The following is a 21,351-nucleotide window of genomic DNA, read 5'->3' on the forward strand; positions in this document are numbered from 1 at the left end:
TGCCGCTATCGGAACACGAGCAGCGTTTGTTGGAGCAGTTGGAAAAGCAGCTGCATGAAGACCGTCGCTTCGCTTCCAGCATGAAAGGCCCAGCGAGCACGGGGCGCCTGTCGACGCGCAATATCGCGTTGGGTATCTTGTTGGTCATCGTCGGCCTTGCGGGGCTCATTTTCGGAATCTCGCAACACATCATCATTGTCGGTGTTATCGGCTTTGCGGTGATGTTCGGTGGCGTACTGCTCGCCCTGACTAAATCAGCTACAGGGAAAATTGGCCCGTCCAATGCTGCTGGACCAAAGCCCGCAGCCAAGAATAATTCGCAGTTCCTTTCCGGTCTGGAAGAAAAATGGAACCAGCGAAAGCGTGATCAGTCTGATAACTGATCGGCATTGATATCGAGGTGTAACCCGTTGGGTTGCACCTCTTTTTCGTTTAACCCCAAGTAACTGCTTGGTGTCGCGAGCCAGGGAACCGACGAGCGTGGTGCGCGATGGTCCTGAAGTCAGGGGTGGCAGAAGCGATCTGGGCTATGTCGGATTACGCACTTTCAGGGTGATCTTTAATTCTCCGCAGATTCCAAGGTTCGCCCTATGGGAGGTGCACGAGAACACCTCCACTTTCCTCCCCAAGGTCCTCCACTTCCTACCACTGCGCCCAAAAGTATCTACATTCCGGGGATTTTGCATGCAAAATCTCCGAAAAATACGTGATCACGCTTTTGGGAGATCCACACCCCTCCACCTGAACATAGGCTGAGAATCCCCTAGATTTCGGCATTTTTTAAGTCCAGACCCTCGCGAAACCAGTGAAATTGCATTGACAGTGGAGGGTTGTGGAGTAAAGTGGAGACAAGTAGAGAAGAATGGGGCTTCTGGCCACTTCACGGGAAAGGTGGTGTGCATGTTCTTAGGAACTTACACACCGCGTCTTGATGAAAAAGGTCGGTTGATTCTTCCAGCTAAATATCGTGACGAGCTGTCCTATGGGCTGGTTCTTACGCGTGGGCAAGAGCGTTGCATTTACGTTTTTAGCCAGCGGGAATTTGAGAAGCAGCACGAGCAATTGGCACAGGCGTCTTTGACCTCTCGACGAGCACGCGACTATTCGCGTGTGTTCCTCTCAGGGGCCTCGGATGAAGTTCCAGATAAGCAGGGACGCGTCACGATTCCGCAGGTGCTACGCACTTACGGAGGCCTTGACCGGGAAGTCACAGTGATTGGTGCAGGCAACCGCATCGAAATTTGGGATACAACCGCATGGCAGCAGTACTTGGATGAACAAGAAGAAGTGTTCTCCGATACTGACGAAGACTAGGACCCTCGGGGACTAGATCGACAAAACACCACATTTGTTGGGATGAGATCTCCAGCCACCATGGGGTAGAAAATCGTCTGGCTTCACTTCCCCGGAGCCAGAAGGTTGGATTGCTGCTTGGTTGGAGGGGGATCTGATCTCAACAACAGATTGAAAGCGAAAGGGGGCGCAGTGCCAAATCAGGATTCCCAGCGACCAGCATCCGAACGCCACGTTCCAGTACTTCTGGACCGATGCGTTAACTTGCTAGCTCCAGGTATTGAGCGAGCAAATGCGGAAGGCCGTCGGGCGATTGTGGTGGACTGCACCCTAGGAATGGGCGGGCATTCCGAAGCCATCCTCCAGCGCTTCGAGAACCTGCACTTGATCGGTCTGGACCGCGATGAGCAGGCCCATGAACTTGCCGGCGCTCGTTTGGCGCCGTTCCAGGATCGCATCGATCTTGTGCACGCTGTGTACGACGAGATTGCAGACGTCGTGGAAGACCTGGGATTCCCAGGCATTGACGGCGTGCTCTTCGATCTCGGTGTTTCTTCGCTGCAGCTCGATGAACGCGAACGCGGCTTCGCATATTCTTACGATGCTCCGCTGGATATGCGCATGGATACCTCCGTTGGCCCAACTGCCGAGGACTTGATCAATGACCTGGACCGCGACGAACTGCTTCGAATCATCCGGCAGTGGGGCGAAGAAAAATTCGCCGGACGCATCTCCACGGCTATCGTCGAGGCCCGCGCGAAGAGCCGGATCAGCACCACCGCTGAGCTGGTCGAGGTCATCCGCAGTGTCGTTCCAGCGGCTGCGGCCCGTAACCACGGCCACCCAGCAAAGCGAACCTTTCAAGCATTGCGTATCGCAGTGAATGAGGAACTTGACGTTCTTGAGCGTGCTATCCCGGCAGCAATGGGTGCGCTAAATATCGGTGGGCGAGTTGTCGTGATGAGTTACCACTCGTTGGAAGACAAGATCACCAAACGACACTTCGTTCAAGGATCGACTTCCTCGGCTCCTCCCGGATTCCCGGTGGAGCTGGAAGAACACAAGGCCGAATACAAGGTGCTCACCAAGGGCACCGAAAAGCCAAGCGAACACGAAATAGCCGAAAATTCACGTGCAGCCTCAGCCCGCCTGCGAGCTGTGGAACGAGTGTTGAAGAGGAGCTAGCATGAGCCAACGAGCCCAGCGCCGCGTGCAGAAGACCGCAGCCGTGAACAACCAGCCGGTTGTCGACGGTAATACTGCGTGTGCAACGCGACCCGAGCCCGTCCCCGCTAGCAACCTCCCCAAAGGAGACTCGCGCCAGCGAGTCACCCTTTCGTTGGTTCCTAAGCTGAACGAGAACAACAAGCGCTCCATGTACGCCATGTCTGCTGTGCTTGTTGCATTGGCATTCAGCGTCATCGTCACCTTGGTACTGCTCAACACCTCGGTAGCCCAGCGCCAGTACGACATTGTGAACCTGCGTTCGCAAGAACGCGCGCTCTCCCAGGAGAACCAAGCACTGCTCAAGGAAGCCCAGTCACTGGCTGCACCACAGGCCTTGGCTTCCAAGGCAAAGGACCTCGGGCTCGTCTCACCAGGTGCTCCCGGATTGATCAGCCTGTCCGATGGCGAGATCGCCCAGGAAGCTAAGAAGGCCGTTAAGGCCAAGAACAGCAAGCAAGAATACGGAACGATTCCGCTGCCTGGTGAAAGCATCCGCGAGGGCAAGAGCGAAGCTAAGGCCAAAGAATCAAACACGCCGAAGACTACTGTAGGCAAAGCCCCAGCAGATTCACAGAAGAAATCCGCGGAAACTGAAGGTTCCAAGGAACCTGAGGTCGAGGCCAAGAAAGCCGAACGTGAAGTAGCCGAAGATGGCCGCCCTGTGTTCAGCGACACTGAGCTAAACGGGGGCACGATCCCCGCACCAAGCATCAAATCCCCAGCAGAGTAGCTAGCTCTTTCTAAGCTAGATACAGGTGGCTAACGCTGCTGGAAAACCACGCTGAGGGAAAGTTAGGTTCTTTTGTGAGCTCGTCCGCAATAGACACTGCAAAAAAGCGAATGCGCTTGGTGCTTGTCCTCTCCGTGGCATTGCTACTGGTGATCCTGGGGCGGTTGGTCTGGGTTCAGGGCATCAACTCGGCCAGCATCGCCAACGCGGCGCAGGCCAACCGTGAACGCGTTGAAACCATCGCTCCCAATCGCGGATCCATCGAAGACCGCAATGGGACTATCCTCGCTGCCTCCGTTGACCGCTATGACCTGGTGATTGACCAGCGCCAGCAAGGCGAGACCATTCGCCGTGCCAAACGTGACGGAACCAATACCCAGGAGCGCATCACCTGGGATCAAGCCATTGATGAACTGGCTGAAGCTCTTGAGCAAGACCGCGACGAGCTGGCCATGAAGGTACGTCCTCAGGGCGATGCCAAGCCCAAGGGCTACGTCATGCTCGCCAAGAGCGTGACCCCAGAAGTTCGCAATGAAGTTCTTGAAATCGGAATCCCTCGATTGGCCTCTTTGCTGCGCAGTGAACGTCAGTACCCGCAGGGTGTCATTGCTGGTCCATTGCTCGGCTTCGTACGCAACTCTGAAGACCAGACCAGCGTGGTTGGTGCAGAAGGCTTGGAACTGAGCCAGGAAAAGCACCTTGCCGGCACCGAAGGCAGCCGCAAATACGAAATCAGTGCTGACGGTGTGCGCATCCCGGTCACCGAGGTAGAAGAGACCCCGGCTGTCGACGGCCAGGACGTCATTCTTACCATTGACTCGGATATCAACTACGTCGCCCAGCGTGCGGCCGAGAAGAAGCAAGCACAGTTCAACGCCGAGTGGGTTTCCGTGGTCGTCATGGAAGCGAAAACCGGCAAGATTCTGGCGATTGGCGACTCGGCAGAGCTGGACCCCAATGATCCAGGCGCCACCGATCCTGAATTCCGCCGTTCTACCTCCATCACGCGTGCTTTTGAACCCGGATCCACCGGCAAGGCAGCGATCTTCGCTGCCGCCATTGACCAAGGAGGAGTGGATCCGCTAACCGAGATGCGCGTACCGCACAAGAAGACGTTCACCAAGGAAACCATCAACGACTCCTTGGAGCACTCGACCTACGACATGACCGTTGCAGGCATTTTCGCCCGTTCATACAACACCGGCACCGTGATGGTCGGAAATACCATGAGCAAGCAGACCCGCTACGACTACATGCGCGCCTTCGGCCTCGGAACACCGATCCGCGTCGGGCTGAACGGCGCCAGCGCTGGCCAGTTGGCAGCTCCGGAGAACTGGGACCGCCGCCAGCAGTACACCACCATGTTCGGCCAGGGCTACTCGCAGACTGTGCTGCATACCGCTTCGATCTTCCAGGCCCTGGCCAACAAGGGTGTTCGCCTTTCGCCGAGCCTGATCGAGGGGTACCGCAATGAAGACGGCACCATGACCGAAATCCCAGCACCTGAAAAGAAGCGCGTGGTCAAGAAGAGCACGGCAGCTGAAATGCTCAAGCTGATGGAAACGGTGGTAGATAGTGGTACCGGTTACAAGGAACGCATCCCCGGATACCGTGTAGGCGGCAAGACCGGTACTGGCCAGGCCGCCAGCGCCAAGGGCTATGACGGCTATACTTATTCTTTCGCAGGTGTAGCACCTTTGGAAGATCCGCAGTTCGTTGTCGTGGCAACAATGTACCGCCCAAAGGGCAATTGGCAGGACTTCTCGGTAGCCGACACGTTTACCGACGTCATGAGCCACACCCTGAACACATTCAATGTGCCTCCGAGCACGACTAAGTCAGAGGCGTACGACGTCTTTGTAGGTGAGGATCAGAAGAAATCTTGGTAGCCCAGAACCCCGACACTCCTCGTGAGCTTGAACGGTACCTACGCCCAGAGAACACCGCAGGCCTCGGCTTCGACCAGCTCTGCGGCACCGCCGGGGCAGTGCGCACTGGCGCATTGCTCAACGCGGCCCCGCAGATCCTCGGAGTCAGCCTCAACCCGCAGATCGTACAGCCTGGCGATGTCTTCCTCGGTATCTCCGGGGCGAAGCGCCACGGTGCAGAATTCGTGGAAACCGCTGTCGCCAATGGCGCGGTTGCCATGATCACAGATACCGCTGGACTCGAATTCCTCGGCGATGGCCTGTCCATCCCGGTGGCCGTCGTCGCCGACGTGCGCAAGAGCGCAGCCGCGATTGCCCAAAACGTCTACGGAACCGATCAGCGCAGTCCGAAACTCTTCGGCGTGACCGGCACCAACGGAAAAACCACCACCACCTACATGATCCGTGCGATCCTTGACGCCCTGGGTGAAGAGACCGGACTGATCGGCACGATTGAAATGTCTGCTCGCGGGCAGATCATCCCCAGCGTGCTGACCACCCCGGAATCCACCCAGCTGCATGGGGTGCTTGCGCGCATGGCGCAGCAGGACGTCAGCTCGGTAGCCATGGAGGTATCCAGCCACTCGCTGAGCTACGGCCGCGTTGATTCGCTGCGCTTTGCTGTCTCCGGCTATACCAACCTCACCCAGGACCACCTGGATCTTCACGGCACCATGGATGAGTACTTCGAAACCAAGGCTCAGCTGTTCACCGCCGAACGCTCCGAACGCGCGGTCGTCATGGTCGATGACCAGTACGGCCAGCGTCTGGCTGAGCGTGCACCGGTGCCAACCGAAACCCTGAGCCTTGATGAAGCCCACCCTTCGGCGCACTGGCGGGTCACTGAGCTAGCGCACAGCGGCCTGGGCCACAGCTTCACCCTGCGCCACCGCGATGGACGCGAGCTGCGAGCACGTACCCTGCTGCCGGGCATGTTCAACGTTGCCAATGGCGCACTGGCAGCCGTCATGGTTCTCGCCAGCGGTGTAGAGCTCGATACCCTGCAGCGTGCCTTAAACGCGGGGGACCCGCTGTCGGTCGCCGTGCCAGGACGCATGCAGGTAGTTGGCGAATCCCCGGTAGCAGTCGTCGACTTTGCGCATAACTCAGACGCACTGGCCAAGGCACTGGATTCGATCCGTCCGGGGGAGCAGGGCCGGCGAATCGTCGTCTTCGGCGCCACCGGAGAACGCGATAAGACCAAGCGCCCGGATATGGGAGCGGTAGCCGCCCGCCACGCAGATATCGTCATTGTCACCGATGATGACCCGCACGGAGAGGACCCGGCCCCAATTCGCGAGCAGGTTGCCTCCGGAGCGCAGCAGGTACTGGACACTGAGCGTCCCGGCGTGCAGGTTCACAACATCGCGCCACGCGCCAAAGCCGTAGAGTTCGCTGTGAGTTTGGCGCATGCCAACGATGCGATTCTCGTGGCCGGACGAGGACACGAAGTTAGCCAAGACGTCGCGGGAATTGACGTTGAGCTCGATGATCGGGTGGAACTAGCGAAAGCACTGAATCTTCATGGATTTGTGACCAATTCCTAGACCGCACAAGTCCACTATCATCACCGCTCAAGTGTAAAGTCCTTATTGCCATGATTGAACTGTCTCTGACCGACCTGCTGGAAATCACCGGCGGCAAGGCGACTGCTACAGTCGCCGCCGACACGGTGATCACTTCCGTTGCCACTGATTCGCGCGAAGTCCTCCCAGGCGCCCTATATGTCGCTAAGCCCGGTGAATTTTCCGACGGCCACACCTTCATCGACGGCGCACGCGCCGCCGGCGCCGTACTGTCCCTCGCCGAACGCATCATCCACGATGAAGAACGCCGCGAACACCCGGCGATCATCGTTGAAGATGCGGTAGATGCCATGGGCAAGATCGCCGCCCATATCGTGTCCTACCTCAAGGCCAAGAACGATGCCAAGGTAGTGGGCATCACCGGCTCCGCTGGGAAGACCACCACCAAGGACCTGCTGGCTGGCATCTTGTCGCAAGCAGCGCCCACCGTATCGCCTATCGGCTCCTACAACGGTGAAGTCGGCGTGCCGCTCACGGTCTTCAGCGCCACTGAAGAGACCAAATACTTTGTCATCGAGATGGGTGCCACCGGCATCGGCCATCTGAGGTACCTGACCGCTATGGTGCACCCGCATGTGGGCGTCGTACTGTGCGTTGGCACTGCCCACGCCGGCGAATTCGGCGGAGTGGAGAATATCGAGAAGGCCAAGGGCGAACTCGTTGAGGCCCTGGACACCGAAGGCATTGCCATCTTGAACGCCGAGGATCCACGCGTGGCACGCATGGAATCGCGGGCTCGTTCCCAGGTGCTCTTCTTCGGCACCGGAGCGGTTAAGCCAGAGAACGCGGGAGTCTGGGCCAGCGACGTTGTTGTCAACGCCGAGGGCCAGCCAGAACTCACCCTTGAATTCCCCAACGGCTACAGCAAGCGGATCACCTCCGGGCTGCTGGGCCGCCATCACGTCTCGAACATCTTGGCCGCAGCGAATGCAGCGCTGGCACTGGACATCGATCCAGAACTGATTGCCGCGGGCCTTGAAGGCCGTGCTGCCGGAAGCCGCTGGCGGATGGAACGCCTTGAGCGTGCCGATGGCGTGAGCATCATCAACGATGCCTACAACGCCAACCCCGAGTCGATGCGCGCAGCACTGGTGACCCTGGCCGAACTTGGCCTGGGCGCTGACGGTGCACCGGGCCGGCGTACCTGGGCGGTCCTGGGCGAAATGCTGGAACTGGGCGACGAAAGCATCCACCAGCACGATTTGCTGGGCCGCATGGCAGTTCGCATGAACATCAAGAAACTTGTCGTGGTAGGCCGCGGCGCGAAGCCCGCCTACAACTCTGCAGTGCTCGAAGGCAGCTGGGGCGATGAAGCCTACTACGTCGAAGACGTGGAAGAGGCTCGCGCGCTGCTCGAAGAACAGCTTCAGCCTGGCGATATCGCCTTGTTCAAGTCCTCTAACGGGGCCGGTCTGCGCTTCTTGGGCGACGAGATTGCAGCATTCGCGAAGGAAGGCGACAAGGCATGATCGCATTGCTTTTGGGGGCAGGCATTGCCCTCGTTTTGACCATGGTAGCGATGCCCCTGTACATCCGCCTGCTGACCAAGAAGCAGTACGGTCAGGTAGTTCGCGATGACGGACCGAACTCGCATGCCATCAAGTCCGGCACCCCCACCATGGGCGGCGTAGTCTTCGTCTTAGCCGTCTTCGTGGCGTATTTCGCCACTCACGGCATCCTTTCGCTGATGGGGCGCACCTCCTCGGGCATCACCGCCAGCGGACTGCTGGTCTTGCTGCTCTTCGGCGGTATGGGACTGGTCGGCTTCCTCGATGACTTCATCAAGATCTTCAAGAAGCGTTCGCTGGGCTTGCGCGCCTGGCAGAAGATCGTGCTGCAGGCCATCATCGGCATCAGCTTTGCGGTGCTGGCCCTGCAGTTCCCCGACGAGAAGGGGCTGACCCCCGGCTCCACCGCAATCTCTTTCCTGCGCGATACCAACTTTGATTTGGCCTTCGCCGGACCGATGATCGGTCTAGTGCTGTTCGTGATCTGGTCGAACTTCATCGTCACCGGCACCACGAACGCCGTCAACCTCACCGACGGCCTGGACGGCCTAGCCACTGGCGCATCAATCATGGTTTTCGGCGCCTACACCTTGATGGGCATCTGGCAGCAGAATCAGGCCTGCAGCAACATCAACTCCATGGATGTCTGCTACTCGGTACGCGATCCGCAGGACCTGGCGCTGCTTGGTGCCACCCTGTCCGGCGCGCTGATCGCCTTCCTCTGGTTCAACGCCAAGCCAGCAAAGATCTTCATGGGCGACACCGGCTCGCTGGCAATCGGCGGCGCAGTGGCTGCCTTCGCAATCCTCTCGCGCACCCAGCTGCTGCTGTTGGTCATCGCGGGCCTGTTCGTGATCGTGGCGCTGTCGGTGATCATCCAGGTGGGCTACTTCAAGCTCTCCGGCGGCAAGCGCGTCTTCAAGATGGCTCCGCTGCAGCACCACTTCGAACTCTCGGGCTGGTCTGAGGAAAATGTAGTTATTCGTTTCTGGATTCTGGCCGGCCTGTTCGTGGCAGCCGGACTGGGTCTGTTCTACTCTGAATGGGTTGTCGCACTGTGAGCCTAGAAGCAAGCAAATCACTGGACGAACTCAATAGCTGGGATGCCAACTGGAAGGGTCTGCGCGTCGTTGTAGCAGGACTGGGACTCTCCGGATTCTCCGCTGCAGACACGCTGATCGAACTAGGCGCAATCGTCACGGTCATTGACGGCCGTGATGACCAGATGAACCAGCAGCGTGCCGAAACCTTGAAGATTGTCGGCGCCCACGAGGTGCTGCTTGGCAACGACAAGGTGCAGGCACTGCCGCTAGTTGATGGGCAGCAAGCCCAGTTGGTCATGGTTTCCCCAGGATGGAACCCACGCAACCCGGTGATCGCAGAAGCCGAATCCAAGGGCATTGCCATCTGGAGCGATATCGAGCTGGCTTGGCGCGTACAGAATCGTGCAGGCCACACCGCTCCCCAGTGGCTAGTCATCACCGGCACCAACGGCAAGACCACCACCGTGGGCATGACCGAATCGATCCTGCGTGCCGATGGCCTGAAAGCCATTGCCGTAGGCAACGTCGGCACCCCGATCCTGGACGCAGTGCGCGAACCAGTGGACTATGACGTATTCGCTGTCGAGCTCTCCAGCTTCCAGCTGCACTACACCCACACTATTTCACCGGTAGCTTCGGTGGTCTTGAACCTGGCAGAAGACCATGTTGACTGGCATGACGGGTTCGAGAACTACAAGGCCGCCAAGGCCAAGATCTACGAACGCACCCAAATCGCCGCGATCTTCAACGCGGCAGATGAGGCCACCATCAAAATGGTGGAAGACGCTGATGTAGTTGAAGGCTGCCGCGCCATCGGTTTCACCACCGACACCCCTGCCGTATCCATGGTGGGCGTTGTCGAGGGCCTGCTGGTGGACCGCGCCTTCCTGGAAGAGCGCAAGACCAGCGCAGTGGAATTGATTGCCCTGAAGGAAATCGGGGAGATCGTTCCACGCCACACCGCGGCCAACGCCGCGGCGGCCGCAGCACTGACGCGTGCCTATGGCGTGCACCCGGAAGCTGTTGCCGCAGGCCTGAAGAACTTCGATTCCGGCGACCACCGGATCCAGGCTGTTGCGCGCAAGGACGACATCCTGTGGGTCAATGACTCCAAAGCCACCAACCCGCATGCAGCCGATGCATCCTTGGCTGCGTTTACCCGCGTGGTCTGGATTGCCGGCGGCCTGTCAAAGGGCGTGGAATACGGCGATCTCGTGGCCAAGCATGCCCAGCGCCTGGCTAAGGTGCTTCTCATTGGCACCGATACCGCAGGTTTGCGCGAAGCCCTCGCGGCACACGCGCCAGAGGTTGAAGTCATCGACATCACCGATTCGGTCCAAGACAGCGAAGGCGCAGCCCCATCAGGTGCACAGGTGATGACCCGTGCAGTGAGCAAGGCCGCTGAAATCGCCCAAGCTGGGGATACCGTGCTGATGGCACCGGCTGCCGCGTCGATGGACCAATTCAGCTCCTACGCGCAGCGTGGCAACGCATTTATCTCTGCCGTCAGTGATCTGATGGATAAAACTGAGCAAGACAAGTAATTCCGAACGCACCGAAATAACAGCACCGAGGTAGGAGGCAGCGATGGCGGCGAAACCCAGCAAGAAGCCAGCAGGTAGCAAAGCTGAACTGCCTTGGTACATGCGACCGCTTCGACTCCTGGGCACCGTCGAGAATTCCAGTGGCCGCATGGCGTCCACCGACTACTGGCTGGTGCTCGTTGGATCTATCGTGCTTGCGGTTTTCGGTGTGCTCATGGTCCAGTCCTCGGCCTCGGTTGAAGCGATCGCCAAGGGCCGTGACGGCTTCACCGTGGCTCTGGCCCAAGGCGCTTTCGCGGCCCTGGGCATCGTATGCATGCTGATCATGCAACGCGTGAATCCGGAAACGCTGAAGCGGCTCGCCTGGCCTGCGGTCATTACCGCGGTAATCTTGCTGTTCATGGTGGCCTTCACGCCGCTGGGTCACACGGTGCTCGGTAACCGAAACTGGATTCGCATTGGCTCCTTCGGTCTGCAGCCCAGTGAATTCGCCAAGTTGGCGCTGGCGGTTTTCGCCGCGTTCATGCTGGAAAAGAAACAGCATCTGCTGCAGGACATCAAGCACCTGCTCGTGCCTATCGTCGCTCCTGTCGGAGTTGCGATTGTCGGTCTTGTCGTTGTCGGCAAGGACGTGGGTACGGCGCTGGTGCTGCTCATGATCATCGCTTCAGCAATGTTCCTGGGCGGGATGAGGATGAAATGGCTCGCCGCGTGTTCAGCCCTGGGCGTCCTGCTGTTGGCGGTAGCGATCCTGGCCTCGTCGAACCGGCGCCAGCGCATCACGGCTTGGCTGGACACCGATTGCGGCCCGAGCAATGACCTCTGCTACCAGGCCAGCATGGGCTTGCATGCCTTCGCTTCGGGCGGCTGGTTTGGCGTTGGCGCCGGCCAATCTCGCATGAAGTGGTCGTATGTTCCTGAAGCCCAAAATGACTTCATCTTCTCTATCTTGGGAGAAGAATTCGGGTTGATCGGCGTGCTGTTCGTCCTGGTGATGTTCATCCTGTTGGCCCTGGCGATGTACCGCATCGCGGCGCGCGCCAATGACATGTACACCAAGGTGCTCATGGGCTGCCTGATGTCCTGGGTTATCGGCCAGACCTTCGTGAACCTTGGTACGGTCACCGGCGTCTTGCCGGTGATTGGTGTGCCACTGCCGTTTATTTCCTCCGGTGGTTCGGCCATGCTGGCCATCATGCTCGCCATGGGCTTTGTGCTCTCCGCAGCTCGCGCTCAAAAGCTAGAATTTGAAGGGCAGCTGGAAAAGAAACCAGTCAAAAGCAAGAAAACCAAGTAGCAGCCTGCACTCGGCAGCTGACAAGTTGTAAAAACCCACCACCGGATCCTTGGTGGACGTTGATCCTGCTGCGAGGCAGGACGAAGGAGTACAGCAACAGATGAGCGAAGCACTTCGTCTAGTCATCGCTGGCGGAGGAACTGCCGGCCATATCTCTCCAATGCTGGCGATCGCCGATGCAGTGAAGGCAGAGCATCCAGAAGCCCAGATCACCGCGCTGGGTTCTCCTGGTGGCTTGGAAACCAAGCTGGTACCGGAGGCCGGATACCCGCTGGAGCTCAGTCCCAAGGCACCGATGCCCCGAAGCATCAACGCTGACCTGCTCAAGTTTCCGTTCCGCTTCATCAAGGCGCTGAATAACGCCAAAAAGGTTCTGCGTGCCACCGGCGCCCAAGCAGTGCTCGGCGTGGGCGGCTACGTGTGCACCCCGGCCTACTTGGCAGCCAAGCAGCTCAAGCTGCCAATTTTTGTCCACGAGGCGAACTCGGTTGCCGGCATGGCCAATAAGCTCGGCGCAAAGAATGCAGTCTTCGTCGGCACCACCTTCGCAAACACCGGCTTGCCCGGCGAAGTGCAGGTGGGGATGCCGATGCGATCCAACGTCGCGACCATGGACAAGGCAGCCTTGCGCGACCAAGCCCGCGAATACTTCGGCATCACCGCAGACAAGCCGGTGCTGCTGGTGACCGGTGGTTCTTCGGGAGCGCAGAGCATCAACAACGCCATCGCACAGTCGCTGGAGGAGTTGAACCAAGCCGGAATCCAGACCGTTCACATCACCGGGCGCGGCAAGCAGATGCTCGATGACTCCGGGGAACTATTGGCCCATGAAGGCTACACCCAGCTCGAGTACGTGGATCGGATGGACTTCGCCTACGCTGTGGCAGATCTGATGATCTGCCGTTCCGGTGCGGGCACTGTCTGCGAACTGGCCGTCGCCGGGACCGCATCGGTGCTGGTTCCGTTGCCGATTGGCAATGGCGAACAAAAGCTCAACGCCCGTGAGCTGGTAGCAGCCGGGGGAGCAGTAGTTGTCTCCGACGCGGAATTCACACATTCATACATCACTGAAAATGTCATCAATCTGTTGACCGATCAGCATAAACTTGAACAGATGAACGAAGCCGCTGCCTCATTGGGGCAGCGCGACGCCGCTCAAATCATGGCGCGACGGATTATTGAAGAAGTTTCAACTCGCCAGCGTGCGGGTCAGGAAGGCTAGAACCATGGCATTGCGAGCCGACGAACTGAACGCCGATCTGGGCAAGGTGCACCTGATGGGTGTAGGCGGGGTTGGCGTATCAGCAGTTGCACGGCTGATGCTCGACTACGGCCTGCAAGTCTCCGGCACTGATGCCAAGGACCTCCCTGTACTCACCGGATTGCGTGAGCGCGGGGCACGGATCCACGTCGGCTACGACGCGGCGAACCTCGGCGATGCGGACACCGTGGTGATCTCCTCGATCATCAAACCCGGAAACCCTGAATACGATGAAGCGGTACGCCGCGGACTGCGCATCTTGCATCGCTCCGAAGGCTTGGAAGCGACTATGCGCGGACATGAGAAGATTGTGGCCATTGCCGGCACCCACGGCAAGACCACCACCACCTCGCTGACCGCGCACATGCTCAAGACCATTGGTACACGGCCCAGCTTTGCAGTCGGCGCGAACATTCCAAGCTTGGGCACCAACGCCGAACTGGGTTCGGGATCCTACTTCGTTGCTGAAGCCGACGAATCTGATGCTTCCTTCTTGAACTATCGTCCGGATGTCATCATCGTGACCAACGTCGAAGCCGACCACCTGGATCATTATGGAACCGCCGACGCGGTCCATCAGGCATTCGTCGACTTCGCCCAGCTCTTGCCAGAAGACGGCCTGCTGATTTGCTGTGCCGATGATGAAGGCGCAAACAACCTTGCACGCAAGATGCGTGCAGCACGTTCGGATATCCGCGTGCAGACCTACGGCTTCAGCGATCACGCCGACCGCCGCCTGTCCCAGGCGCAGGCCACGGAAGATGGCCGCTTCACCGCCACCATCGAATGGGGCAGCGGAGAAAGCCGCATCCTGGATCTGGCCGTCCCCGGACAGCACAACCTGCTCAACGCTGCAGCGGCCCTGGCCGTAGGCATTGACGCTGGCTTGGAGGTCCAGGAAGCACTCGATGCCCTCTCCAGCTTCTCCGGTGCTGCCCGGCGCTTCGAATTCAAGGGTGAAGCAGGCGCAGTACGCGTCTACGATGATTACGCGCATCACCCCACCGAGGTGCAGGCGGCCTTGACCGCTGGTCGCACCGTGGCGGGCAATGGCCGGTTGCATGTAGTCTTCCAGCCACACCTGTTCAGCCGTACCCAGGAGTTCTACCGCCAGTTCGCCCAGGCTCTGTCCCTGGCCGACTCGGTTGCGGTGCTGGATATCTATCCGGCACGCGAAGAGCCTATCGAAGGCGTGAACAGTGAACTGATTGCCTCGCGTATCGAAGTTCCTGCCCAGGTGCTTGCGCCAGCGGCAGCCGTTGCGCATGTGGTGGAGAAAGCTGAACCCGGCGATATCATCATGACCATTGGTGCAGGTGATGTCACGGCTCTGGGGCCAGACATCCTCAAAGCGCTGAGCTAGCTCCTCCCGTCCATCGATCCAGACCGCCGTTGGTGGTCCGCATCCGTCAAGCAAGGTGACCCATGCCCGAAGCAGCAAAAGTCGTCGAACTTCCGGAAAGCCCGGAGAAAAAACGACGTAAGATCCTGATCATCGTCGCGGCCAGCATCGTCATTCTCAGCCTCGCGGCGGTGTTGATCTTGAGCTTCTCGCCGGTAATCGCCGCCAAGAAGATCGAGGTAACCGGCACCAAGCTGGTCAATGCCAAGACTTTGACGGAATCATTGGAGCCGCTCAAGGGCGTTCCGTTGCCTCGGATTTCTGAGTCCAAGGTTCAGGAACTGATCGGCGAGCAGCCGGCAATTGATGAAATCGTCGTGAAGGCGCAGATGCCCAATACTTTGGTCGTGGAGGTGCTCGAAGCAGTGCCGGTTGCCATCTTGATCGAAGGTAAGAAGGAATACCTGGTCTCCGAGACCGGGAAGAAGCTTCGCACCGTGGGAAAGAAGGATAAGGACAAGCTCCCGAAGATTAAGGCCAGTGACGCCACTGCCGATCCGGAGCAGTTCAAGCTGTTGACCGGGATCTTGAGCACGGTTGATGCCAATGTGCTCAAGGAAGTTTCAACGGCGACGCTGTCCCAGGCAGGTTTTGCGGAATTGGCTTTGCCGAAGAAACGCACGTTGATTTGGGGTGACGCTGAAAAATCGGCACTCAAAAACGAAGTGGCGACGATCTTCTTGAAAGAGCTTGAGAAAAAAGGCGAGGGCAAGACAACCATCGACGTCACCAACCCAGAAAACCCTGTGGTCTATTAAGTCGTGACCCTCTGGGCGCGGGAAGACCAATAAGCCAAGAAATTCTGGAAAGATAGTTTTGAATAAGCGACACGCCTAGGCGGTCGTTGCAGAAAGACCATACGGCTCATAGCGTTTCTAATAGCGATAGCTTGACAGATCCTAAACCTTAAGGCTAAAGGTGAAGGCTCTTGGCTGGAGTCGTAAACATGTAGCACATCTAACAAGGGAAGCGGGACGTGGCAGCTCCACAGAATTACCTCGCGGTCATTAAAGTCGTCGGAATCGGCGGTGGCGGTGTAAACGCAGTCAATCGAATGATCGAAGTCGGTCTCAAGGGCGTAGAGTTCATCGCCATTAACACCGATGCTCAGGCTCTGCTTATGAGTGATGCCGACGTCAAACTAGACGTAGGACGCGAACTTACTCGCGGCCTGGGCGCTGGCGCCAACCCTGATGTGGGACGCCAGGCAGCTGAAGATCATGTAGAAGAAATCGAAGACGTCCTGCGCGGCGCCGATATGGTCTTCGTGACCGCAGGCGAAGGCGGCGGTACCGGTACCGGTGGCGCACCAGTCGTGGCACGCATTGCCCGTTCGCTCGGCGCACTGACCATCGGTGTTGTCACCCGTCCATTCACCTTCGAGGGTCGCCGCCGTGCGAACTCCGCCGAGTCGGGCATTGAAGCCCTGCGCGACGAAGTAGACACCCTCATCGTGATTCCGAATGATCGACTGCTGTCGATCTCGGATCGCAACGTATCGGTACTCGACGCATTCCGCCAAGCAGACCAGGTGCTGCTTTCCGGTGTGCAGGGCATTACCGATCTGATCACCACCTCGGGCTTGATCAACCTCGACTTCGCCGACGTGAAGTCCGTGATGCAGGGCGCAGGCTCGGCACTCATGGGTATCGGTTCGGCGCGGGGCGAAGACCGCGCAGTCAAGGCAGCCGAACTGGCTATTGCCTCGCCGCTGCTCGAAGCTTCCATCGATGGCGCCCACGGTGTCCTGCTGTCCATCCAGGGCGGCTCGGACCTCGGCCTGTTCGAAATCAACGAAGCTGCACGCCTCGTGCAGGAAGTTGCCCACCCAGAAGCCAACATCATCTTCGGTGCCGTCATTGACGACGCCCTGGGCGATGAAGCACGCGTAACCGTGATTGCTGCCGGCTTCGACGAGCCAGATGTCACCAGCAAGCCAATGGCGCCGGTTGCAGCAAAGCCAGCTGTATCCTCCCGCCCGGCTGAGCCAGTGCCAGCAAGCGTTCCTGAAACTCCAGCACCAGCTGCCCCTGAAGCTGCTAAGCCAGCTCAGGAACAGCCAGCTGCCGCAGAGCAGAAGAGCTCATTCCAGGATCTTCCAGATGTTGTCGACTCGGACCTGAACGGTTCGAACGATGATCTGGATGTCCCGGACTTCCTGAAGTAAAAACAGCAAGAAGCTGAGCAGTGCTACATTTCGCGTCGAACCTCGATCCGAGCATCCAACTGGCGTTCACATCGCAGGCTGAGGGCAACCTCGCCCTGCATGTGAACGACGATCCCCGCCTGGTAGCGGAGAATCGAGCCAAATTGGAGGACTTGATCGGGGTTCGACGCTTCTGTCTAAACTTCATGAATCAGGTGCACTCCGCCGATGTTCAAGAAGTGAAGCCGGTAGAGCGCGCCTCGTGGCTGGAACCAGCTGCGCCCACCTGCGATGGACTGCTGGACCCAACCGGGACCCAGGCCCTGGCCGTGATGGTAGCCGATTGCCTTCCGGTACTCTTTGTTGGACGAAATTCACATTCCGGGAAAACGCTGAGTGCAGCAACGCACGCCGGACGGCGCGGACTGCTTGATGGCATCTTGACTAACACGGTCAAGGCATTGGAAAGCCATGGAGCCGAACAAATCGAAGCCATTATAGGTCCATCGATTTGCGGTCGTTGCTACGAAGTTCCTGAGCAGATGGCCCAGGAATCCGAAGAGCTGCGCAGTGGCATTCGCACCACCACGCGGTGGGGTAGTGCGGGACTTGATCTTCCTGCATCAGCCGAAGTTGAGCTTCGCGGGCTTGGCGTTGCTGTCAGGCAATCTGGGGTGTGCACACTGGAAGATGAAAGCTACTATTCTTACCGGCGTTCAAGCGATGCAGGACGCTTAGCCGGCCTGATCTGGCCAGCGGCTCAGGGTGCGCGACACACCGCCAGCAATTGATCGAATGAACGATGCCAGCATTATTTTGTGCGGTAGCGTCGAAGTAGCGGAAGCGTGCAATGGGGTTGCATGCAAGGGATAAACGAGGAGAAATATCGTGGCTGACGGACTGCGCAAGGCAATGGTCTATCTCGGCTTGGCGGATGCCGTCGAGCAGGAAGAGACCCAGGCACAAAACTCTGAGCCTAAAACCCAAGTTCGGGTTGTTGAAGACAACGTTCCAAAACGACCTGCCGAAGCCCCTCGCCCTCAGCCTGTTGTGAGGCAGGCTGCGCCGCAAACCCAAGCTAGAGAACCAGAGACGGAATACCGTGCTCCGGTCACCCCTATTAAGCGTGCCCCTTCAGTACGGGATGAGGATTCCGAATTGCGTCAGATTACAACCGTCCACCCTCGTTCTTACAACGATGCCAAGATCATCGGTGAGAACTTCCGTGACGGCATCCCGGTGATTATGAATGTCACCGATATGGGTGAAACCGATGCCAAGCGCCTTGTCGATTTCTCGGCTGGCCTGGTTTTCGCCCTGCATGGCTCCATTGAGCGAGTCACAAACAAAGTCTTCCTGCTTTCGCCAGCGTCTGTTGAGGTCCTCGGAGAAGACCGCAAGCAGTCTGAAGCGCAGGCAACCTTCTTTAACCAGAGCTAAGACACCAGGAGCAAACGCACAAAATGGTGTTCGGGATCATCTATCTCGCGTTAGCAATCCTCCAAATTCTGCTCTTAATGAGAATTGTGTTGGATGTAACGGAAAGCTTTGCTCGCCACTGGCGACCCAAAGGCATCGCATTGATTGTCGCAAGTGCAATCGTGTCGATTACTGATCCTCCGCTGCGCTGGTTGCGTCGGAAGATTAAACCCCTGGATCTCGGCGGAATCCGCCTTGACCTGTCTTTTCTCGTGTTGTTTATCGTTGTCATCATCCTGAAGATAGTGGTAGCCAACCTTGGACACACGACTGGTATCTGATTAGGCTTAACCCGTGCTTCACGGGGATTGTCCTAAGCGGTCAAAAGCTGTAGATTCAAATAATAAGAGACTCGCGCGTAAGCTCGATTTCGTAATAATTGTCCAAATCGTTATATCCTTTAGGAAATGGTGCTCCGACTTCACCGGTCGCGACACTGACAAAAACGGTAAGTGTTTCGCAAGGCAAGACATGGTCGTGCGGAAATGATCCCAGTATTGAGGTGACCCAATGGCTTTGACGCCAGAAGACGTAGTCAATAAGCGGTTTCAGCCGACCAAGTTCCGTGAAGGCTACGACCAAGACGAGGTAGATGACTTCCTCGACGAAATCGTTGTGGAGCTGCGTCGCCTAACCGGTGAGAACGAGGCTTTGCGAAGCCGTCTTGCCGAACTTGGCGAAGATGCTGGTTCGGTATCGAAGGAACAGGCTGTGCCTGCACCTGTATCGGCCGCTCCTGCTACTCCAGCTGCTAAGCCAGCCGAGGAGAAGAAGGCAGAAGCTAAGCCTGCAGAGCCGGCAAAGGCAGAAACCCCAGCTGCTAAGCCAGCTGAGGAAAAGAAGGCAGAGGCTAAGCCTGCTGCAGCTGAGAAGGCACCAGCCGCGCCAGCTGCTCCGGCCGCAGCCGCAGCACCAGCTGCTGCTTCTCGCACCGAGTCCGCAGAGTCGGCGGCCAACGTGCTGTCCATGGCTCAGCGGTTGCACGACGAATACGTCGCTGCCGGTGTTGAACAGCGCGACAAGATCATCTCCGAAGCGAAGACCGAAGCTAACACCTTGGTCACCACCGCAGAAGAGAAGAGCCGCAAGACCTTGTCGGCCCTGGAACAGCAGAAGTCTGTTCTGGAGCGCAAGCTCGAGCAGCTGCGTGGCTTCGAACGCGATTACCGTGCTCGCCTGAAGACCTACATCGAAGGACAGCTGCGTGACCTTGAGTCCCAGGGTTCGATCGATGCTGGTGCAACCGGCAAGACTAACTAGTCGCTGGCAGTTCAGAACTTGATCTAGCTATCAAGTAAGATCAACGGTGGTGAACGGATAAATTCCGCTCACCACCGTTGACGTTTAAGAGAAGATAATGGGTACCACCGTGGATGAAGCTCAATCCGGAAATACAGGCGTGAAGGCGAGGAAATACGCAGGCCTTGGCTTGGTGATCGCGCTGATCGCACTGGTGCTGGACCAAACAGTGAAGATCGTCGTTGAACAGAACATGCGGCTTGGACAATCAATTGAAGTGATCCCCGGATTCTTCAACATCCACTACATCCTGAATCCCGGCGCCGCCTTCTCCATCGGCGAAGACTTCACCATCGTGTTCGCCCTCCTGCAAATAGCGGTAGCGGTCTACGTCATCTACCTCTTGACCCGCAAGATCCTGGTTAGAAGCTGGGTCATTGCCCTGGGTTGCTTGCTCGGCGGTGTGCTGGGCAATGTTGTCGACCGGCTGTTCCGCGAACCATTCTTCGGGTTCGGGCATGTGGTCGACATGCTGTCGGTCAACCACTTCGCCATTTTCAATGTCGCAGACTCCTTCATCGTCTGCTCCATGATTGCCGTGGCCTACATGCTCATCCGTGGACGCAACCTCGATGGCACCATCGGGGAAGCTGGCGACAAAGACAAGACGGACAACAGCGAAACAGAACCGAACGCATGATCTCGAACGAAACCGCCATTCACGAACTCCTCGTTGACCCAGACGATGCCGGGGCACGCCTGGACGCCTACATCGCACGGGTCCTGCAAATCCCACGCACCTTGGCCTCCAGCCTGTGCAAGGACTCGCAGGTGCAGGTCAACGGGCGAACCATCTCGAAGTCCCTGAAAATCAAGGTGGGGGACCAGCTGGTAGTCACCATCCCGCCGCAGGCAGACCCATTAGAAATTAAGGTTGAGAAAGTGGAAGAGCTGAAGATCATCGCGGACGACGATGACTACGTAGTCATCGATAAGCCCGTGGGCGTCGCAGCCCATCCATCCCCAGGCTGGGTAGGCCCAACGGTCGTTGGAGCGCTGATGGCTGAGGGCTACAACATCACCACCTCCGGCGCTGCTGAACGCCAAGGCATCGTGCACCGCTTGGATGTGGGCACCAGCGGCCTGATGGTTGTGGCGAAAACCGAACGCGCCTACACCGAGCTCAAGCGCGCCTTCAAGGAGCGCACCCCGAAGAAGATCTACCACGCAGTGGTCCAAGGACTGCCTGACCCGCTGCAGGGCACCATCGACGCACCGATTGGACGCCACCCGGGCCACGACTGGAAATTCGCAGTGCTGGATGGTGGCCGAGATTCGGTGACCCATTACAAGATCATCGAGGCGTTCGGGCGTGCTTCGCTGGTCGAGGTGCACCTGGAAACAGGCCGCACCCACCAGATCCGCGTCCACTTCTCAGCTTTCGGACATCCATGCGTAGGCGACCAGACTTATGGCGCCGATCCCAAGCTGGGGGCCGCACTGGGGCTGACTCGCCAATGGCTGCACGCCAAGCGCCTGGGATTCAGCCACCCGGTCTCCGGACAATGGGTGGAATACGAAAGCGAATATCCTGCCGATCTGGACGGGGCCGTGGAGCTGCTGCGCGAGGGCGGCTACTAAGGATTCAAGGTGCTGCTGGACACGATC

20 protein-coding genes are annotated in these 21,351 nt (G+C 58.3%); all 20 read left to right on the plus strand.

Going from position 1 to position 21,351, the window contains the following annotated elements:
* Window positions 1-29: 29 nt before the first annotated feature.
* Window positions 30-383 (plus strand): DUF3040 domain-containing protein, encoded by a 354-nt coding sequence (locus tag AB4Y71_RS04925; protein WP_441673989.1) that lies wholly within the window; start codon window positions 30-32, stop codon window positions 381-383.
* A gap of 517 nt (window positions 384-900) precedes the next feature.
* The gene (mraZ, locus tag AB4Y71_RS04930) at window positions 901-1,314 is read left to right on the plus strand and encodes a division/cell wall cluster transcriptional repressor MraZ (protein ID WP_441718364.1); all 414 of its coding nucleotides are present in this window, start codon (window positions 901-903) and stop codon (window positions 1,312-1,314) included.
* 150 nt (window positions 1,315-1,464) lie between these two features.
* Entirely contained in the window at window positions 1,465-2,478 is a 1,014-nt protein-coding gene (gene rsmH, locus AB4Y71_RS04935; RefSeq protein WP_441684559.1) for a 16S rRNA (cytosine(1402)-N(4))-methyltransferase RsmH, read from the plus strand.
* 1 nt (window position 2,479) lies between these two features.
* Complete coding sequence (locus AB4Y71_RS04940) at window positions 2,480-3,250, plus strand: hypothetical protein (RefSeq protein ID WP_441718367.1); 771 nt, start codon at window positions 2,480-2,482, stop codon at window positions 3,248-3,250.
* Between the two features lie 110 nt (window positions 3,251-3,360).
* Window positions 3,361-5,139 carry a peptidoglycan D,D-transpeptidase FtsI family protein gene (locus AB4Y71_RS04945; RefSeq protein ID WP_134779875.1) on the plus strand — a complete coding sequence of 593 codons (1,779 nt, stop codon included), beginning with the start codon at window positions 3,361-3,363 and terminating at the stop codon, window positions 5,137-5,139.
* Complete coding sequence (locus tag AB4Y71_RS04950) at window positions 5,133-6,725, plus strand: UDP-N-acetylmuramoyl-L-alanyl-D-glutamate--2,6-diaminopimelate ligase (protein ID WP_441718370.1); 1,593 nt, start codon at window positions 5,133-5,135, stop codon at window positions 6,723-6,725. The genes AB4Y71_RS04945 and AB4Y71_RS04950 overlap by 7 nt, the downstream gene beginning before the upstream one ends.
* Window positions 6,726-6,775: 50 nt before the next feature.
* Entirely contained in the window at window positions 6,776-8,233 is a 1,458-nt protein-coding gene (locus tag AB4Y71_RS04955; RefSeq protein WP_441718373.1) for a UDP-N-acetylmuramoyl-tripeptide--D-alanyl-D-alanine ligase, read from the plus strand.
* Window positions 8,230-9,333, plus strand: a complete 1,104-nt coding sequence (mraY, locus tag AB4Y71_RS04960; protein ID WP_287041456.1) for a phospho-N-acetylmuramoyl-pentapeptide-transferase — start codon at window positions 8,230-8,232, stop codon at window positions 9,331-9,333. The genes AB4Y71_RS04955 and mraY overlap by 4 nt, the downstream gene beginning before the upstream one ends.
* Window positions 9,315-10,859, plus strand: coding sequence for a UDP-N-acetylmuramoyl-L-alanine--D-glutamate ligase (murD, locus tag AB4Y71_RS04965; RefSeq protein WP_441718376.1), 1,545 nt, complete (start codon window positions 9,315-9,317; stop codon window positions 10,857-10,859). The genes mraY and murD overlap by 19 nt, the downstream gene beginning before the upstream one ends.
* Window positions 10,860-10,902: 43 nt before the next feature.
* Window positions 10,903-12,156: a putative lipid II flippase FtsW gene (gene ftsW / locus AB4Y71_RS04970; RefSeq protein ID WP_441718378.1), complete on the plus strand. Its 1,254-nt coding sequence runs from the start codon at window positions 10,903-10,905 to the stop codon at window positions 12,154-12,156.
* A 100-nt stretch (window positions 12,157-12,256) separates the two neighbouring features.
* Entirely contained in the window at window positions 12,257-13,378 is a 1,122-nt protein-coding gene (murG, locus tag AB4Y71_RS04975; protein ID WP_013349417.1) for an undecaprenyldiphospho-muramoylpentapeptide beta-N-acetylglucosaminyltransferase, read from the plus strand.
* Window positions 13,379-13,382: 4 nt separating this feature from the next.
* Window positions 13,383-14,780 (plus strand): UDP-N-acetylmuramate--L-alanine ligase, encoded by a 1,398-nt coding sequence (gene murC / locus AB4Y71_RS04980; RefSeq protein ID WP_013349416.1) that lies wholly within the window; start codon window positions 13,383-13,385, stop codon window positions 14,778-14,780.
* A gap of 62 nt (window positions 14,781-14,842) precedes the next feature.
* Window positions 14,843-15,577, plus strand: a complete 735-nt coding sequence (locus AB4Y71_RS04985; protein ID WP_013349415.1) for a cell division protein FtsQ/DivIB — start codon at window positions 14,843-14,845, stop codon at window positions 15,575-15,577.
* Between the two features lie 218 nt (window positions 15,578-15,795).
* Complete coding sequence (ftsZ, locus tag AB4Y71_RS04990) at window positions 15,796-16,986, plus strand: cell division protein FtsZ (protein WP_134779881.1); 1,191 nt, start codon at window positions 15,796-15,798, stop codon at window positions 16,984-16,986.
* Between the two features lie 20 nt (window positions 16,987-17,006).
* Complete coding sequence (locus AB4Y71_RS04995; RefSeq protein ID WP_441718381.1) at window positions 17,007-17,756, plus strand: polyphenol oxidase family protein; 750 nt, start codon at window positions 17,007-17,009, stop codon at window positions 17,754-17,756.
* Window positions 17,757-17,853: 97 nt separating this feature from the next.
* Window positions 17,854-18,405, plus strand: a complete 552-nt coding sequence (locus AB4Y71_RS05000; RefSeq protein WP_013349412.1) for a cell division protein SepF — start codon at window positions 17,854-17,856, stop codon at window positions 18,403-18,405.
* Window positions 18,406-18,428: 23 nt separating this feature from the next.
* Window positions 18,429-18,725 (plus strand): YggT family protein, encoded by a 297-nt coding sequence (locus AB4Y71_RS05005; protein ID WP_013349411.1) that lies wholly within the window; start codon window positions 18,429-18,431, stop codon window positions 18,723-18,725.
* A 229-nt stretch (window positions 18,726-18,954) separates the two neighbouring features.
* A complete protein-coding gene (locus AB4Y71_RS05010) occupies window positions 18,955-19,704 on the plus strand; it encodes a DivIVA domain-containing protein (RefSeq protein ID WP_134779883.1) in 750 nt (249 codons plus the stop codon).
* Window positions 19,705-19,801: 97 nt separating this feature from the next.
* A complete protein-coding gene (gene lspA, locus AB4Y71_RS05015; protein WP_189638405.1) occupies window positions 19,802-20,383 on the plus strand; it encodes a signal peptidase II in 582 nt (193 codons plus the stop codon).
* Window positions 20,380-21,324, plus strand: coding sequence for an RluA family pseudouridine synthase (locus AB4Y71_RS05020; RefSeq protein WP_441718384.1), 945 nt, complete (start codon window positions 20,380-20,382; stop codon window positions 21,322-21,324). The genes lspA and AB4Y71_RS05020 overlap by 4 nt, the downstream gene beginning before the upstream one ends.
* The last annotated feature ends 27 nt before the right edge of the window (window positions 21,325-21,351 follow it).

This window comes from Glutamicibacter sp. MCAF14 (assembly GCF_052114325.1).
In the GTDB taxonomy this organism is placed as follows: Bacteria; Actinomycetota; Actinomycetes; order Actinomycetales; family Micrococcaceae; genus Glutamicibacter; species Glutamicibacter arilaitensis.

Excerpts from the sequence above, each read along its gene's own strand:
- mraZ (WP_441718364.1), top strand. The coding sequence starts at position 901 with ATGTTCTTAGGAACTTACACACCGCGTCTTGATGAAAAAGGTCGGTTG.
- AB4Y71_RS04940 (WP_441718367.1), top strand. The coding sequence starts at position 2,480 with ATGAGCCAACGAGCCCAGCGCCGCGTGCAGAAGACCGCAGCCGTGAAC.
- AB4Y71_RS04945 (WP_134779875.1), top strand. The coding sequence starts at position 3,361 with ATGCGCTTGGTGCTTGTCCTCTCCGTGGCATTGCTACTGGTGATCCTG.
- AB4Y71_RS04955 (WP_441718373.1), top strand. The coding sequence starts at position 6,776 with ATGATTGAACTGTCTCTGACCGACCTGCTGGAAATCACCGGCGGCAAG.
- mraY (WP_287041456.1), top strand. The coding sequence starts at position 8,230 with ATGATCGCATTGCTTTTGGGGGCAGGCATTGCCCTCGTTTTGACCATG.
- murD (WP_441718376.1), top strand. The coding sequence starts at position 9,315 with ATGGGTTGTCGCACTGTGAGCCTAGAAGCAAGCAAATCACTGGACGAA.
- ftsW (WP_441718378.1), top strand. The coding sequence starts at position 10,903 with ATGGCGGCGAAACCCAGCAAGAAGCCAGCAGGTAGCAAAGCTGAACTG.
- murG (WP_013349417.1), top strand. The coding sequence starts at position 12,257 with ATGAGCGAAGCACTTCGTCTAGTCATCGCTGGCGGAGGAACTGCCGGC.
- murC (WP_013349416.1), top strand. The coding sequence starts at position 13,383 with ATGGCATTGCGAGCCGACGAACTGAACGCCGATCTGGGCAAGGTGCAC.
- AB4Y71_RS04985 (WP_013349415.1), top strand. The coding sequence starts at position 14,843 with ATGCCCGAAGCAGCAAAAGTCGTCGAACTTCCGGAAAGCCCGGAGAAA.
- AB4Y71_RS05005 (WP_013349411.1), top strand. The coding sequence starts at position 18,429 with ATGGTGTTCGGGATCATCTATCTCGCGTTAGCAATCCTCCAAATTCTG.
- AB4Y71_RS05010 (WP_134779883.1), top strand. The coding sequence starts at position 18,955 with ATGGCTTTGACGCCAGAAGACGTAGTCAATAAGCGGTTTCAGCCGACC.
- lspA (WP_189638405.1), top strand. The coding sequence starts at position 19,802 with ATGGGTACCACCGTGGATGAAGCTCAATCCGGAAATACAGGCGTGAAG.
- AB4Y71_RS05020 (WP_441718384.1), top strand. The coding sequence starts at position 20,380 with ATGATCTCGAACGAAACCGCCATTCACGAACTCCTCGTTGACCCAGAC.